16 protein-coding genes are annotated in these 13,958 nt (G+C 72.2%); 8 read left to right on the top strand and 8 right to left on the bottom strand.

Translation table 11 applies throughout. The annotated features are described in order from the left end of the window. Window positions 1-173 precede the first annotated feature (173 nt). The 4 genes from nhaA to S1361_RS39325 all read left to right on the top strand — a co-directional run bounded on the left by nhaA (window position 174) and on the right by S1361_RS39325 (window position 3,407). Window positions 174-1,610, top strand: a complete 1,437-nt coding sequence (nhaA, locus tag S1361_RS21715; protein ID WP_208033468.1) for a Na+/H+ antiporter NhaA — start codon at window positions 174-176, stop codon at window positions 1,608-1,610. A gap of 67 nt (window positions 1,611-1,677) precedes the next feature. Continuing rightward, window positions 1,678-2,169, top strand: coding sequence for a phage holin family protein (locus tag S1361_RS21710; protein WP_208033467.1), 492 nt, complete (start codon window positions 1,678-1,680; stop codon window positions 2,167-2,169). After that, window positions 2,166-3,089 (top strand): alpha/beta fold hydrolase, encoded by a 924-nt coding sequence (locus tag S1361_RS21705; protein WP_208033466.1) that lies wholly within the window; start codon window positions 2,166-2,168, stop codon window positions 3,087-3,089. The genes S1361_RS21710 and S1361_RS21705 overlap by 4 nt, the downstream gene beginning before the upstream one ends. Window positions 3,090-3,227: 138 nt before the next feature. Further along, window positions 3,228-3,407 (top strand): hypothetical protein, encoded by a 180-nt coding sequence (locus tag S1361_RS39325; RefSeq protein WP_243769254.1) that lies wholly within the window; start codon window positions 3,228-3,230, stop codon window positions 3,405-3,407. A gap of 15 nt (window positions 3,408-3,422) precedes the next feature. Here the strand turns inward: S1361_RS39325 and S1361_RS21700 are convergent, their stop codons facing one another. Genes S1361_RS21700 through nth form a run of 3 tightly spaced genes read right to left on the bottom strand, consistent with a single transcriptional unit; the run spans window position 3,423 to window position 6,304 of the window. Continuing rightward, entirely contained in the window at window positions 3,423-4,622 is a 1,200-nt protein-coding gene (locus S1361_RS21700; protein WP_208033465.1) for a MarP family serine protease, read from the bottom strand. A 13-nt stretch (window positions 4,623-4,635) separates the two neighbouring features. Then, a complete protein-coding gene (locus S1361_RS21695; protein ID WP_208033464.1) occupies window positions 4,636-5,331 on the bottom strand; it encodes an NUDIX hydrolase in 696 nt (231 codons plus the stop codon). A gap of 55 nt (window positions 5,332-5,386) precedes the next feature. Further along, complete coding sequence (gene nth / locus S1361_RS21690; protein ID WP_208033463.1) at window positions 5,387-6,304, bottom strand: endonuclease III; 918 nt, start codon at window positions 6,302-6,304, stop codon at window positions 5,387-5,389. Window positions 6,305-6,578: 274 nt separating this feature from the next. Here nth and S1361_RS21685 point away from each other — a divergent pair, with 274 nt between their 5' ends. Further along, window positions 6,579-7,253: a Crp/Fnr family transcriptional regulator gene (locus tag S1361_RS21685; RefSeq protein WP_014674022.1), complete on the top strand. Its 675-nt coding sequence runs from the start codon at window positions 6,579-6,581 to the stop codon at window positions 7,251-7,253. A gap of 114 nt (window positions 7,254-7,367) precedes the next feature. Further along, the gene (locus S1361_RS21680; protein WP_208033462.1) at window positions 7,368-8,189 is read left to right on the top strand and encodes a nucleotidyltransferase domain-containing protein; all 822 of its coding nucleotides are present in this window, start codon (window positions 7,368-7,370) and stop codon (window positions 8,187-8,189) included. A gap of 76 nt (window positions 8,190-8,265) precedes the next feature. Here the strand turns inward: S1361_RS21680 and S1361_RS21675 are convergent, their stop codons facing one another. The 4 genes from S1361_RS21675 to sp36 are packed head-to-tail and all read right to left on the bottom strand — an operon-like array spanning window position 8,266 to window position 10,675. Continuing rightward, window positions 8,266-9,096, bottom strand: a complete 831-nt coding sequence (locus S1361_RS21675; RefSeq protein ID WP_208033461.1) for an MBL fold metallo-hydrolase — start codon at window positions 9,094-9,096, stop codon at window positions 8,266-8,268. Then, entirely contained in the window at window positions 9,093-9,986 is an 894-nt protein-coding gene (locus S1361_RS21670) for an NUDIX hydrolase (RefSeq protein WP_208033460.1), read from the bottom strand. The genes S1361_RS21675 and S1361_RS21670 overlap by 4 nt, the downstream gene beginning before the upstream one ends. 57 nt (window positions 9,987-10,043) lie before the next feature. Continuing rightward, the gene (locus S1361_RS21665) at window positions 10,044-10,508 is read right to left on the bottom strand and encodes a RidA family protein (protein ID WP_208033459.1); all 465 of its coding nucleotides are present in this window, start codon (window positions 10,506-10,508) and stop codon (window positions 10,044-10,046) included. Then, window positions 10,505-10,675 carry a Sp36 family protein gene (gene sp36 / locus S1361_RS21660; RefSeq protein ID WP_189982103.1) on the bottom strand — a complete coding sequence of 57 codons (171 nt, stop codon included), beginning with the start codon at window positions 10,673-10,675 and terminating at the stop codon, window positions 10,505-10,507. Before sp36 ends, S1361_RS21665 begins: the two co-directional genes overlap by 4 nt. Before the next feature lie 107 nt (window positions 10,676-10,782). Here sp36 and bagA point away from each other — a divergent pair, with 107 nt between their 5' ends. Beyond that, the gene (bagA, locus tag S1361_RS21655) at window positions 10,783-11,760 is read left to right on the top strand and encodes an ATPase BagA (protein ID WP_208033458.1); all 978 of its coding nucleotides are present in this window, start codon (window positions 10,783-10,785) and stop codon (window positions 11,758-11,760) included. Then, on the top strand, window positions 11,757-13,091 hold the full coding sequence (bagB, locus tag S1361_RS21650; RefSeq protein ID WP_208033457.1) for an ATPase BagB: 1,335 nt from the start codon (window positions 11,757-11,759) through the stop codon (window positions 13,089-13,091). Before bagA ends, bagB begins: the two co-directional genes overlap by 4 nt. A 242-nt stretch (window positions 13,092-13,333) precedes the next feature. Here the strand turns inward: bagB and wblA are convergent, their stop codons facing one another. Further along, window positions 13,334-13,672 (bottom strand): transcriptional regulator WblA, encoded by a 339-nt coding sequence (gene wblA, locus S1361_RS21645; protein WP_201841212.1) that lies wholly within the window; start codon window positions 13,670-13,672, stop codon window positions 13,334-13,336. Window positions 13,673-13,958 lie beyond the last annotated feature (286 nt).

The raw sequence follows: 13,958 nt of genomic DNA, 5'->3' as shown, positions 1-13,958 counted from the left end.
CACCCGGCCGGCGAACGTGCCGGGTGCCTCCCGGGCGACTACGGTGAAGATCACCGGCCCCGGCGCAGCGGCACTTTAGGTAAACTAAACAAAGTGCCGCACGACGCGGCACGCCAGGTGCGCCGGGAAGTCTGGTCGGCATGTGAGTCACGCCTGCCCCCGGAGGTCTCCCCGTGTCCGCCCCCAGCACCAGCCCCCGCAAGGTCCTCGGCCGGCTGTCCCTGCCCGAGCGGACCTTCGTCGCGGACGCGCTGCGCACCGAGACCGTCGGCGGTGTCCTGCTCCTCCTCGCCGCAGTGGCCGCGCTGCTCTGGGCGAACATCCCCGGCCTCCACCACAGCTACGAGACGGTCAGCCAGTTCCACCTCGGCCCCGGCACCCTCGGCCTGAACCTCTCGATCACCCACTGGGCCGCCGACGGCCTGCTCGCCGTGTTCTTCTTCGTCGCCGGCATCGAGCTGAAACGCGAGCTGGTCGCCGGGGACCTGCGCGACGCCAAGGCGGCCGTGCTGCCCGTGGTGGCCGCGCTGTGCGGGATGGCCGTACCCGCGCTCGTCTACACGGTCAGCACCCTCGCCGGGGGCGGCTCCACGCAGGGCTGGGCCGTGCCCACCGCAACCGACATCGCCTTCGCGCTCGCCGTCCTCGCGGTCATCGGCACCTCCCTGCCCAGCGCCCTGCGCGCCTTCCTGCTCACCCTGGCGGTCGTCGACGACCTCTTCGCGATCCTGATCATCGCGGTGTTCTTCACCGACCGGCTGAACTTCGCCGCGCTCGGCGGGGCCGCCGCAGGCCTCGTGGTCTTCTGGCTGCTGCTGCGCAAGGGCGTACGCGGCTGGTACGTGTACGTGCCGCTCGGGGTCGTCGTCTGGGCGCTGATGTACAACAGCGGCGTACACGCCACCATCGCCGGTGTGGCGATGGGCCTGATGCTGCGCTGCACCACCCGGGAAGGTGAGGAGCACTCGCCGGGCGAGCACATCGAACACCTGGTGCGGCCCCTGTCGGCCGGGCTCGCCGTACCGCTGTTCGCGCTGTTCAGCGCCGGTGTGCCGATATCCGGCGGGGCGCTCGCGGACGTGTTCACCAAGCCCGAGACGCTCGGCGTCGTCCTCGGCCTGGTCGTGGGCAAGACCGTCGGCATCTTCGGCGGCACCTGGCTGACCGCCCGCTTCACCCGGGCGGAGCTGAGCGAGGACCTGGAATGGGCCGACCTGTTCGCGGTGGCCTCCCTCGCCGGGATCGGGTTCACCGTCTCGCTGCTCATCGGCGAGCTGGCCTTCGAGGGCGACGCCGTACTGACCGACGAGGTGAAGGCGGCCGTCCTGGCCGGCTCGCTGATCGCGGCCGCCTGCGCCACCGTGCTGCTGAAGCTGCGCAACGCCAAGTACCGCAGACTGTGCGAGGACGAGGAACGCGACGAGGACGACGACGGCATCCCGGACGTGTACGAGCAGGACGACCCGGCGTACCACCTGCGCATGGCCGAGATCCACGAGCGCAAGGCCGCCGAACACCGGCGTCTGGCCGCCGAGCGGGCGGCCGAGGCGCGCCACGGTCTTGCGGAAGTGCCGGGCGGGGCAGGCGATGAGGACGACCGTCCGGCATGATCTGACGAGACGGTACAAATCAAGACGGTACGCAAGACGGTACGAGAGACCTCAGAGGGAGAACGCGATGAGCGCACCCGACGGCAGCCCGGTCGGCGCCGAACGCAGCATCGGCCAGCTGTTCGCCTCGGCGACGACCGAATTGTCGGCGCTGGTGCACGACGAGATCGCGCTGGCCAAGGCCCAGCTCAAGCAGGACGTGAAGCGCGGCGCGGCGAGCGGCGGGGCGTTCTCCGTCGCCGGCGCGGTGCTGCTGTTCTCCCTGCCGATGCTCAACTTCGCCCTGGCGTACGGAATTCGGACCTGGAGCGGCTGGAACCTGGCCGTCTGCTTCCTGCTGTCCTTCGCGGCCAACGTGCTCGTCGCCGGACTCCTGGCGCTGGTCGGCGTGGTGTTCGCCAAGAAGGCCAAGAAGAGCCAGGGCCCGCAGAAGGTGGCCGCCTCGATGAAGCAGACCGCGGGCGTGCTGCAGAACGCCAAGCCGCACCCGCGGCGCCCGGAGCTGCCCGAGGAGCCGGCTCCCGCGGCCATCGAGGCTGTGGCACGCTCGTCGTCATGACGGAACCCGCCGCCCCCTCGGCCGTACGGATCGAAGGTCCCTGGAGTCACAGGGACGTCGCCGCGAACGGCGCGCGTTTCCACATCGCCGAACTCGGCGACGGCCCCCTGGTGCTGCTCCTGCACGGCTTCCCGCAGTTCTGGTGGACGTGGCGGCACCAGCTGACCGCGCTCGCCGACGCGGGCTACCGGGCGGTGGCGATGGACCTGCGGGGCGTCGGCGGCAGCGACCGCACACCCCGCGGGTACGACCCCGCCAACCTCGCGCTGGACGTCACCGGCGTCATCCGCTCGCTCGGCGAGCCGGACGCCGCGCTCGTCGGCCACGACCTCGGTGGCTATCTGGCGTGGACGGCGGCGGCCATGCGGCCCAAGCTGGTCCGGCGCCTGGCCGTGGTGTCCATGCCCCATCCGCGGCGCTGGCGCGCGGCGATGCTGCGTGACGCCCGGCAGACGGCCGCCAGCTCCTACATCTGGGGGTTCCAGCGGCCGTGGCTCCCCGAGCGCCAACTGACCGCCGACGACGGCGCGCTGGCGGGCCGGCTGATCCGGGACTGGTCCGGGCCGCGGCTGCCGGAGGACGCGGCCGTGGAGACGTACCGGCGGGCGATGTGCATCCCCTCCACCGCGCACTGCGCGATCGAGCCGTACCGCTGGCTGGTGCGCTCCCTGGCCCGCCCGGACGGCGTGCAGTTCTACCGCCGGATGAAGCGGCCCGTGCGGGTGCCGACGCTGCACCTGCACGGCTCGCTGGACCCGGTGACCCGCACGCGCAGCGCGGCCGGTTCGGGCGAGTACGTCGAAGCGCCGTACCGCTGGCGGCTGTTCGACGGCCTGGGCCACTTCCCGCACGAGGAGGACCCGGTGGCGTTCTCCACCGAGCTGATCAACTGGCTGAAGGACCCCGAGCCCGACCGGTGACGGTCCGGTGACGATCCGGTGCGCGGAGTATCCGGTTCCTGAACACTTGTTCCCCGAACGGCCACATGCCCGCCGCATAGGCCAATTGGGGGGCGCGCGGGCGGTTATCGACCTTGGGGCGGGGGCACACGTCGGGGTATGGGCTGGACGCACGACTACAGTGACGCACCCCGCAACCGCCGCTCGGCCACGGGCCTGAGCACGCCTCAGCGAGGCACCCCGCAACTCGCGGTAGCGGACCCGAGGGTGGGGATCCCGCGCATTCTGCGCCGCCGGGCCCGCTGGGTCTCGGTGCGCCTGCGTCACCCGCGGGGCTGAACGCCGCCGCGTCGCCTACAGGGCGCAGCTGTCCGTACCCACCTGCTCGTTCGCCGTACGGCCCCGCTCCACGTCGGGCTGGATCTCGTCCGCCGTCAGGGCGTAGCCGGTGTCCTCGTCGTCGAGGGACTTGGCGAACACCACGCCGTACACCTTGCCGTCCGGGGTGAGCAGGGGCCCGCCGGAGTTGCCCTGGCGGACGGTGGCGTACAGCGAGTAGACGTCGCGGCGGACTGTGCCGCGGTGGTAGATGTCCGGGCCGTTGGCCGTGATGCGCCCGCGCACGCGCGCGGCGCGCACGTCGTACGAGCCGTTCTCGGGGAAGCCCGCGACGATCGCGCCGTCGCCGCCGGCCGCGTCCTGGCCGGTGAACCGCAGCGCGGTGGCCTTCAGGTCGGGTACGTCGAGTACGGCGATGTCGCGCTTCCAGTCGTACAGCACGACCTTCGCGTCGTACTTGCGGCCTTCTCCGCCGATCTGCACCCGCGGGGCGTCGACGCCGCCGACGACGTGCGCGTTGGTCATGACCCGGCGGTCGGCGAAGACGAAGCCGGTGCCCTCCAGGACCTTGCCGCAGCTCTGGGCGGTGCCGGTGACCTTGACGATGGAGCGCTGGGCGCGGAAGGCCACCGAGCTGTTGGCGAGGGCCGGGTCGGGCGGCTGTACGTCCTTGATCGGCTCGTTGGAGAACGGGCTGAAGACCTGCGGGAAGCCGTTCTGCGCGAGGACGGCGGAGAAGTCCGCGAACCAGGTGTCGGCCTGCGCGGGCAGCGCCCGGGAGACGCCGAGGAGCACCTTGGAGCCGCGGACCTCCTTGCCGAGCGTGGGCAGCGTCGTACCGGCCAGGGCGGAGCCGATCAGCCAGGCGACCAGGAGCATCGCGACGACGTTGACCAGCGCGCCCCCGGTGGCGTCCAGGGCGCGGGCCGGGGACCAGGTGATGTACCGGCGCAGTTTGTTGCCGAGGTGGGTGGTCAGGGCCTGGCCGATGGAGGCGCAGACGATGACCACGACGACGGCCACGACGGCGGCGGTGGTGCCGACCTCCGCCTGACCGGTCACGGCGTCCCAGATGACGGGCAGCGTGTACACGGCGACGAGACCGCCGCCCAGGAACCCGATCACCGACAGGATGCCGACGACGAAGCCCTGGCGGTACCCCACCACCGCGAACCACACGGCCGCGAGCAGCAACAGGATGTCCAGCACGTTCACGTACGACACCCTGTCATGCGTGCCAGTCGAGCGGGACCTGCTTCCCGCGGTCCCAGGGCCGCTCCCAGCCCGCGTAGTGCAACAGGCGGTCGATCACTCCGGCCGTGAAGCCCCACACCAGGGCCGATTCGACCAGGAATGCCGGGCCGCTGTGGCCTCTGGGGTGGACGGCGGTGGCGCGGTTGGCGGGATCCGTGAGATCCGCCACGGGCACGGTGAAGACCCGCGCCGTCTCGTTCGGGTCGACGACGCCGACCGGGCTGGGCTTGCGCCACCAGCCGAGCACGGGCGTGACGACGAAGCCGCTGACCGGGATGTACAGCCTGGGCAGCACGCCGAAGAGCTGCACGCCGGACGGGTCGAGCCCGGTCTCCTCCTCCGCCTCGCGCAACGCGGCCCGCAGCGGCCCCTCGCCCTGCGGATCGCCGTCCTCCGGGTCCAGCGCGCCGCCCGGGAAGGACGGCTGGCCGGCGTGCGAGCGCAGCGAGCCCGCGCGCTCCATGAGCAGCAGCTCCGGGCCGCGCTCGCCCTCGCCGAACAGGATCAGCACGGCCGACTGCCGTCCCGAGCCGTTCTCCGGCGGCAGGAAGCGGCTCAGCTGCAGCGGCTGGACCGTCTCGGCGGCGCGCACGACGGGCTCCAGCCAGTCCGGCAGCCCTTCTCTGCTGAACGTCACCGGACCGCCCTGTGTGTCGCTTGCCCTCGTCATCGCCACCCCCGTCGCTCTGCCCTGTCCAACGCCCGAGGTCCTCGAGATCGTTCCGTCACGCGGCGCCCAGCGGCGGCGCCGGTTTGCCGCCCGCGTCGAGGTAGGCCTGCGGGGGCTTGAGCCGCTGTCCGGGGAAGCCGCCCTTCTCGTACTTCAGGAGCTTCCTGGCCTTCTCCGGGTCGGTCTCGCCCTCGCCGTAGGCCGGGCAGAGCGGGGCGATGGGGCAGGCGCCGCAGGCGGGTTTGCGGGCGTGGCAGATGCGGCGGCCGTGCCAGATCACGTGGTGCGACAGGTCGGTCCAGTCGCTCTTCGGGAAGAGCGCGCCGACGGCGGCCTCGATCTTGTCGGGGTCGGTCTCGTCGGTCCACTGCCAGCGCCGGACCAGCCGCTGGAAGTGGGTGTCCACGGTGATCCCGGGCCGGCCGAAGGCGTTGCCGAGGACGACGAAGGCGGTCTTGCGGCCGACGCCGGGCAGCGTGACCAGCGCCTCCAGCTTTCCGGGCACCTCGCCGCCGAAGTTCTCGACGAGTGCCTTGGAGAGGCCTATGACCGACCTGGTCTTGGCCCGGAAGAAGCCGCAGGGGCGCAGGATCTCCTCGACCTCCTCCGGGTTGGCGGCGGCGAGGTCCTCGGGAGTGGGGTACCTGGCGAAGAGCGCCGGGGTGGTCTGGTTGACGCGCAGGTCGGTGGTCTGGGCCGACAGCACGGTGGCGACCAGGAGCTGGAAGGGGTTCTCGAAGTCCAGTTCGGGGTGGGCGTACGGGTAGACCTCGGCCAGCTCGCGGTTGACGCGGCGGGCGCGGCGGACCAGCGCGGTGGGGGACTCGCCGGCCGGCGGCCTGACGGCGATCTTCTTGACGGGCGCGGCCTTCCCGGCGGACTTCTCGACGGCCGCGGCCTTCTTCACGACGACAGGTGCCTTTTTGGCTGATTTGCCTTTTTTATTACTTCCCCCGGGGCTCTGTTCGCCCACAGCGGAATCGCGACGTGCAACCACCCGCCCAGCCCCCTTGTCCCGTGCTCTCACCGGCGATTTGGACACCCGGCCAGCCTAAAGCCCGGCGCCGACATCCGCCCCGGACCCCGCGTAGCGGCCCCCGATCGGACCCCTGACGCTTACCCCGGGACACCTGTGCGGCATCCTTGTGACAGATCACACTGTTTGGACCGTCCGGCAAAATGGGGAACACGGTCCCCTGGCACGCGGGGAGCAAGATCCCCTGAGCAGGTCGACAAGGAGAGAACTCGTGGACGACGTTCTGCGGCGCAACCCGCTCTTCGCGGCTCTCGACGACGAGCAGGCCGCGGAGCTTCGCGCCTCCATGAGTGAGGTGACCCTCGCACGCGGCGACTCCCTGTTCCACGAGGGAGACCCCGGAGACCGGCTGTACGTCGTCACCGAGGGCAAGGTCAAGCTGCACCGCACCTCCCCCGACGGCCGCGAGAACATGCTCGCCGTCGTCGGCCCCGGCGAGCTGATCGGTGAGCTGTCGCTGTTCGACCCGGGCCCCCGTACGGCCACCGCGACCGCGCTGACCGAGGTCAAGCTGCTCGGTCTCGGCCACGGTGACCTCCAGCCCTGGCTGAACGCCCGTCCCGAGGTGGCCGGCGCCCTGCTGCGCGCCGTCGCCCGCCGCCTGCGCAAGACCAACGACGCCATGTCCGACCTGGTCTTCTCCGACGTCCCCGGCCGCGTGGCACGCGCCCTGCTGGACCTCTCCCGCCGCTTCGGCGTGCAGTCCGAGGAGGGCATCCACGTCGTCCACGACCTCACCCAGGAGGAGCTGGCCCAGCTGGTCGGCGCCTCCCGCGAGACCGTGAACAAGGCGCTGGCGGACTTCGCCCAGCGCGGCTGGCTCCGCCTGGAGGCGCGGGCCGTGATCCTGCTGGACGTGGAGCGGCTCGCCAAGCGCTCGCGCTGACGCCGCCGCCCGCCGTGCGCCCCGGGAGCCGGCTGCGGCTGCCCTGACCGGCGCCGGGCCCGCCCGCGCCGAAAACCGGCTGCCCAGGCCCGCTGCGGACGGCAGAGTGGGCCCATGACCGTGCTCCCCGCCCCCAGAGGCGTCGACGCCCAGGGCCGGCTGGCCCGCGAAGGCTCCCTCGCGCGCGTGCCGCCCGCCTTCCGCCCGGTCGTGGCCGCCGTCCGCGACCGGCTGCCGGCCGTCTTCGGCACGCGCCTGCACAGCGCCTACCTCTACGGGTCGGTCCCGCGCGGCACCGCGCGCGTGGGGCGCAGCGACCTGGACCTGCTGGTCGCCCTGCACGGGGAACCGGCCGACGCCGACCGGGCCGCCGCACGCGCCCTCGGCCAGGCACTCGACCAGGAGTTCCGGCAGATCGACGGCGTCGGCACCCTGCTCTACGGCCGGGAGCGGCTGCTGAGCGACCTGGAGCGGTACGACCTCGGCTGGTTCGTCGCCTGCCTGTGCACCCCGCTGCTCGGTGACGACCTGGCCGAGCACCTGCCCCGCTACCGCCCCGACTCCCTGCTGGCCCGCGAGACCAACGGCGACCTCGGGCGGTGGCTGCCCCACTGGCGGGAGCGGATCGCGGGGGCGGAGGACACCGAGGAGGCCCGCCGGCCGCTCGTCCGGTTCATGTCCCGCCACCTCGTCCGCACGGGGTTCACCCTCGTCATGCCCCGCTGGCAGGGCTGGACCAGCGACCTGCGGGAGATGGCCGAGGTGTTCGGCGCCTACTACCCCCAGCGGGCCGCCGAGCTGCGCAGGGCGGCCGAGTACGGCTACGAGCCCGTCGGCGACCCGGAGGTGCTGCGCTCGTACGTCGACGAACTGGGCCCCTGGCTCGCCGCCGAGTACGCGCGCGTGCACGGCGTCAAGGCGCCCCGGCCGGACTAGGGGCCGCCGCTCGGAACACGCCGGGCCCGCGGGGTCCTGCAGCGCGCCCCGATCCGCCCGGTCCAGAGGTGAGGCGCTAGATCAGCCCGTGCTCGCTCAGGTAGTCCATCTGCGCGCGGACCGACAGCTCCGCCGCCGGCCACAGCGAGCGGTCCACGTCGGCGTACACATGGGCGACGACCTGGGCCGCCGTGCGGTAGCCGTCCTCGACCGCGGTCTCCACCTGGGCGAGCCGGTGGGCGCGGTGGGCGAGGTAGAACTCGACGGCACCCTGCGCGTCCTCCAGGACCGGCCCGTGGCCCGGCAGGACGGTGTGCACGCCGTCGTCCACCGTCAGCGACCTCAGCCGCCGCAGCGAGTCCAGATAGTCGCCGAGCCGGCCGTCAGGGTGCGCCACGACCGTCGTACCGCGCCCCAGGATCGTGTCGCCGGTCAGCACCGCCCGGTCGGCCGGGAGATGGAACGACAGCGAGTCCGCGGTGTGCCCGGGGGTCGGTACGACCCTCAGCTCCAGGCCGCCGACGGTGATCACGTCCCCGGCGGCCAGGCCCTCGTCGCCGAGCCGCAGCGCCGGGTCGAGGGCACGCACGCGCGTGGCGGTCAGCTCGGCGAACCGGGCGGCACCCTCGGCGTGGTCGGGGTGGCCGTGGGTGAGCAGGGTCAGTGCTATGCGCTTGCCGGCCCGCTCGGCCGTGTCCACGACGTTGCGCAGATGGCCGTCGTCCAGCGGGCCGGGGTCGATCACCACCGCCAGGTCGGAGTCTGGCTCGGCGACGATCCAGGTGTTGGTGCCGTCCAGGGTCATCGCGGAGGCGTTGGGCGCGAGGACGTTGACCGCGCGTTCGGTGGCCGGGCCCGAGGAGACGCCGCCCCGTGGCTGGCCCGGCAGCACGCTTGCGTCGGTCATGCGGGGCCTCCACCGGTGGTCTCGGCGGTCGTCGGGGCGGTCGGGACGTGCTTGGTGAACTCGTCGTGCCCGGGCCAGGACAGGACGATCTCGCCGTCCTCCAGGCGGGCGCGGGCCAGCACCGGGGTCAGGTCGCGCGCGGGCGCGGCGGCCAGCGCCTCGGCGGCGCTGCCGTAGGGCAGCAGCTGGCGCAGGGTGGCGACGGTGGGCGGCATCATCAGCAGCTCGCCCTTGTCGTAGCCGGCAGCGGCCTCCTCGGGGCGGATCCACACCGTGCGGTCGGCCTCCGTGGAGGCGTTCCGGGTGCGCTGCCCCTCGGGGAGAGCGGCCACGAAGAACCAGGTGTCGTAGCGGCGGGCCTCGAACTCCGGGGTGATCCACCGGGTCCAGGCACCCAGCAGGTCCGAGCGCAGCACCAGGCCGCGCCGGTCGAGGAACTCGGCGAAGGACAGCTCGCGCGCGACCAGGGCGGCGCGGTCGGCCTCCCAGTCGTCGCCGGTGGTGTCGCCGACGACCGAGTCCGGGTCGGGGCCGGCGAGCAGGACGCCTGCCTCCTCGTAGGTCTCCCGTACGGCAGCGCAGACGATCGCCTGGGCGCCCGCCGCGTCGACGCCGAGCCGCTCGGCCCACCACGCGCGCGGGGGGCCCGCCCAGCGGATCTGACGGTCGTCGTCACGCGGGTCGACACCGCCACCCGGATACGCGTACGCGCCTCCGGCGAAGGCCATGGAGGCGCGTCTGCGCAGCATGTGGACGGCCGGTCCGGCCGGGGTGTCCTTCAGCAGCAGCACCGTGGCCGCGCGCTTGGGGGCCACCGGGGTGAGCGTGCCGGCCGCGAGCGCACGGATGCGGTCGGGCCACTCCGGGGGATACCACTGACCGTTCGCCATGGCCGGAGGCTATCCCGTATAGGGCGAATGTTCGAGAGGTACCCGAGGTCAGAGGGGTTACTGAGCGAGTTCCACCTGGATCTCGACCTCGACCGGCGCGTCCAGCGGCAGCACCGCGACGCCGACCGCGCTGCGGGCGTGCACGCCCTTCTCGCCCAGGACCTCGCCGAGCAGTTCGCTGGCTCCGTTGACGACACCCGGCTGACCGGTGAAGTCGGACGCCGAGGCGACGAAGCCGACGACCTTCACCACGCGCGCGATGCGGTCCAGGTCACCGACGACGGACTTCACGGCGGCCAGCGCGTTCAGCGCGCAGGTGCGGGCCAGCTCCTTGGCCTCCTCCGGCGTGACCTCGGCGCCCACCTTGCCGGTGACCGGCAGCTTGCCCTCCACCATCGGCAGCTGGCCGGCGGTGTAGACGTACCCGCCGGACTGCACGGCCGGCTGGTAGGCGGCCAGCGGCGGCACGACGGCCGGCAGGGTCAGGCCCAGTTCGGCCAGCTTGGTCTCGACCGCGCTCACGCCGGGTTCTCCTGCTTCTCGCGCTTGAGGTAGGCCACGAGCGACTCCGGGTTCGGCCCCGGCACGACCTGCACGAGCTCATAGCCCTGATCGCCCCAGCTGTCCAGGATCTGCTTGGTGGCGTGGATGAGCAGCGGCACGGTCTGGTATTCCCACTTCTTGGTCATGGGGGCGACTGTAGCCGCTGCGGCCCGGGGGTCAGGCGGCCCACCACGGCCCTCGTTATCCACAGCCTCCCGCGTGCGTGTCGGCCGGACTGGTTAGTCTCGAAGACGTGAGCAGGCTCCAGGTCGTCAGCGGCAAGGGCGGGACCGGAAAGACGACGGTCGCCGCCGCACTCGCGCTGGCCCTCGCTACCGAGGGGAAGCGGACGCTTCTCGTGGAGGTCGAGGGCCGGCAGGGCATCGCACAACTCTTCGAGACGGAAGCACTTCCCTACGAGGAGCGGAAGATCGCGGTCGCTCCGGGCGGAGGCGAGGTGTACGCCCTCGCGATCGACCCCGAACTGGCCCTTCTGGACTATCTCCAGATGTTCTACAAGCTCGGCGGCGCGGGCCGGGCCCTGAAGAAGCTCGGCGCGATCGACTTCGCCACCACCATCGCGCCCGGGCTCAGAGACGTCCTGCTGACCGGCAAGGCGTGCGAGGCCGTGCGCCGCAAGGACAGGTCCGGGCGGTTCGCCTACGACCACGTCGTCATGGACGCCCCGCCGACCGGCCGCATCACCCGCTTCCTGAACGTCAACGACGAGGTGGCGGGCCTCGCGAAGATCGGCCCTATACACAATCAGGCGCAGGCCGTGATGCGGGTGCTGAAGTCGTCGGAGACGGAGGTGCACCTGGTGACGCTGCTGGAGGAGATGCCGGTCCAGGAGACCGCCGACGGCATCGCCGAACTCCGCGCGGCCCGGCTTCCGGTGGGCCGGGTCATCGTGAACATGGTCCGGCCGGAGGTGTTGGACGCGGCGGACCTGGAACTCGTACGGACCGTGGAGCGTTCATCGGTCGCACAGGCGCTCTCGGCGGCCGGACTGGGCGGGGCCCGGCGCGGCGGAAACGCCGAGAAGCTGGTGGACCCGCTGCTGGTCCAGGCCGCGGAGTACGCCGAGCGGTACACGCTGGAGCAGGAGCAGCGTGCGGTCCTGGGCGAGCTGGGCCTGCCGCTGCACGAACTGCCGCTGCTCGCGGAGGGCATGGACCTCGCGGGCCTGTACGAACTCGCCACCGAGCTGCGGAAGCAGGGGTTGTCATGAGTCCGGATCCGGCCGAGGAATCCGAGACGGCGGCGGGGCCCGAGCAGGGCCGTCGCCTCTCCCCCGCGCGCGTGCTGGACGTGGACCCGCTGCTGGACGACCCGAAGACCCGGATCGTCGTGTGCTGCGGCGCGGGCGGCGTCGGCAAGACGACCACCGCGGCGGCCCTCGGCCTGAGGGCGGCCGAGCGGGGCCGCAAGGTGGTCGTGCTGACCATCGACCCGGCCAAGCGGCTGGCCCAGTCGATGGGCATCGACTCCCTCGACAACGTGCCGCGCCGGGTGAAGGGCACCGATGGCGACGGCGAGCTGCACGCCATGATGCTCGACATGAAGCGCACCTTCGACGAGGTCGTGGAGGCGCACGCGGATCCCGACCGGGCCGCCGCGATCCTGGCGAACCCCTTCTACCAGTCGCTCTCGGCGGGCTTCGCGGGCACGCAGGAGTACATGGCGATGGAGAAGCTGGGCCAGCTGCGGGCGAAGGACGAGTGGGACCTGATCGTGGTCGACACCCCGCCGTCCCGCTCCGCGCTGGACTTCCTGGACGCGCCCAAGCGGCTCGGTTCCTTCCTGGACGGCCGGCTCATCCGCCTGCTGACCGCTCCGGCGAAGCTCGGTGGCCGCGCGGGGATGGCGTTCCTCAACGTCGGCATGTCGATGATGACCGGAACGCTGGGCAAGCTGCTGGGCGGTCAGCTGCTGAAGGACGTCCAGACGTTCGTGGCCGCGATGGACACCACCTTCGGCGGTTTCCGTACGCGCGCGGACGCCACCTACAAGCTCCTCCAGGCGCCCGGTACGGCGTTCCTGGTGGTGGCGGCGCCGGAGCGGGACGCGCTGCGCGAGGCGGCGTACTTCGTGGAGCGGCTGGCCGCGGAGGACATGCCGCTGGTGGGCCTGGTGCTCAACCGCGTCCACGGCAGCGGTGCCGGCCGGCTGTCGGCCGAGCGGGCGCTCGCCGCCGCGGAAAATCTTGAGGACCGCCGCATTGTCGATCAGGGGGGCGGGAAAGCTGGACTTCGTAACTCTCCCGACACGTACGGCAGTTCACAACCTCCCGCACCCGAGACCGCAGTCACCGCTTCCGAGGAAGGCTCCCCCGCCGACGCGGAACGCTCCGTCGACCGGCTCACCGCGGGTCTGCTCAGGCTGCATGCCGACCGCATGCAGCTGCTCTCGCGTGAGCAGCGCACGCGGGACCGTTTCACCGCCCGCCACCCCGAGGTGGCGGTGGTCGAAGTACCCGCGCTGCCCGGCGACGTCCACGACCTCGCGGGCCTGCGCGACATCGGGGACCGGCTGGCAGCCGGACACCCGGAGGACCTGTAGACCGCAGTCGGCTACGGCGGCGGTCGCGGGCGCGCACGGCCTGCGACGGAGGAAGCTCCGTACAGCACGGCCGTCGCGGACGCGTCGTGAGCGAGGGGCGCAGCTTCCCGCACGGCGGGCGCACGTGCGCGCACGCGGGCGGTGATGGCTTCCGCATCGCACGCGGGTGTCGGTTGCGGGAAGCGGGCTCGCCCGGACCATGGGCCCGGGATACGCCCCGGGTGGATGCCCGCGGGGGTGCCTCAGCTCACCGCCGCGTAGTTCTCGTACACCTCGTCGCTGTCGAGGGGGACGATCCCGACGCCCCGTTCGTACTCCGAGCGGGCGGTTTCCAGCAGCCTGCGCCACGAGGTGACGGTGGGCCGCCGGCGCAGCAGCGCGCGGCGCTCCCGCTCCGTCATGCCTCCCCACACGCCGAACTCGACGCGATTGTCCAGCGCGTCCGCCAGGCACTCGGTGCGTACCGGGCATCCGGTGCACACCGCCTTGGCCCTGTTCTGCGCTGCTCCCTGAACGAACAGTTCATCCGGATCGGTAGTGCGGCAGGCAGCCTGCGCACTCCAGTCGGTTACCCAGCCCATACCGGCGCCGTCCTCTCCCGAATCGAGGCTCCCCCACGGCGGCAGCGGCATATTCACCGCCGCCAGTTGAGGACGTTACGGAAGGTGGGGACAGCGCAACACCCCCTGCGGGCCCAATCTTGAATGGCCCGAACGGACTATGGGTAAGCGGCAGATCACCCGCGGGAGTGAGCTGGCGACATGCGTGATCATCCCGGCAAACCGGGACAGTCTTGGTACGTCACACCGGGGCGCCGGGCGACACACGCGGCGAAATCGGGCTGGTCCCCGAAGGAAGCGGGACGTT

It is taken from the genome of Streptomyces cyanogenus (assembly GCF_017526105.1).
GTDB lineage: Bacteria > Actinomycetota > Actinomycetes > Streptomycetales > Streptomycetaceae > Streptomyces > Streptomyces cyanogenus.
Note: the sequence above shows the minus strand (reverse complement) of the source record. Positions and strands in the feature narration are given on the sequence as shown.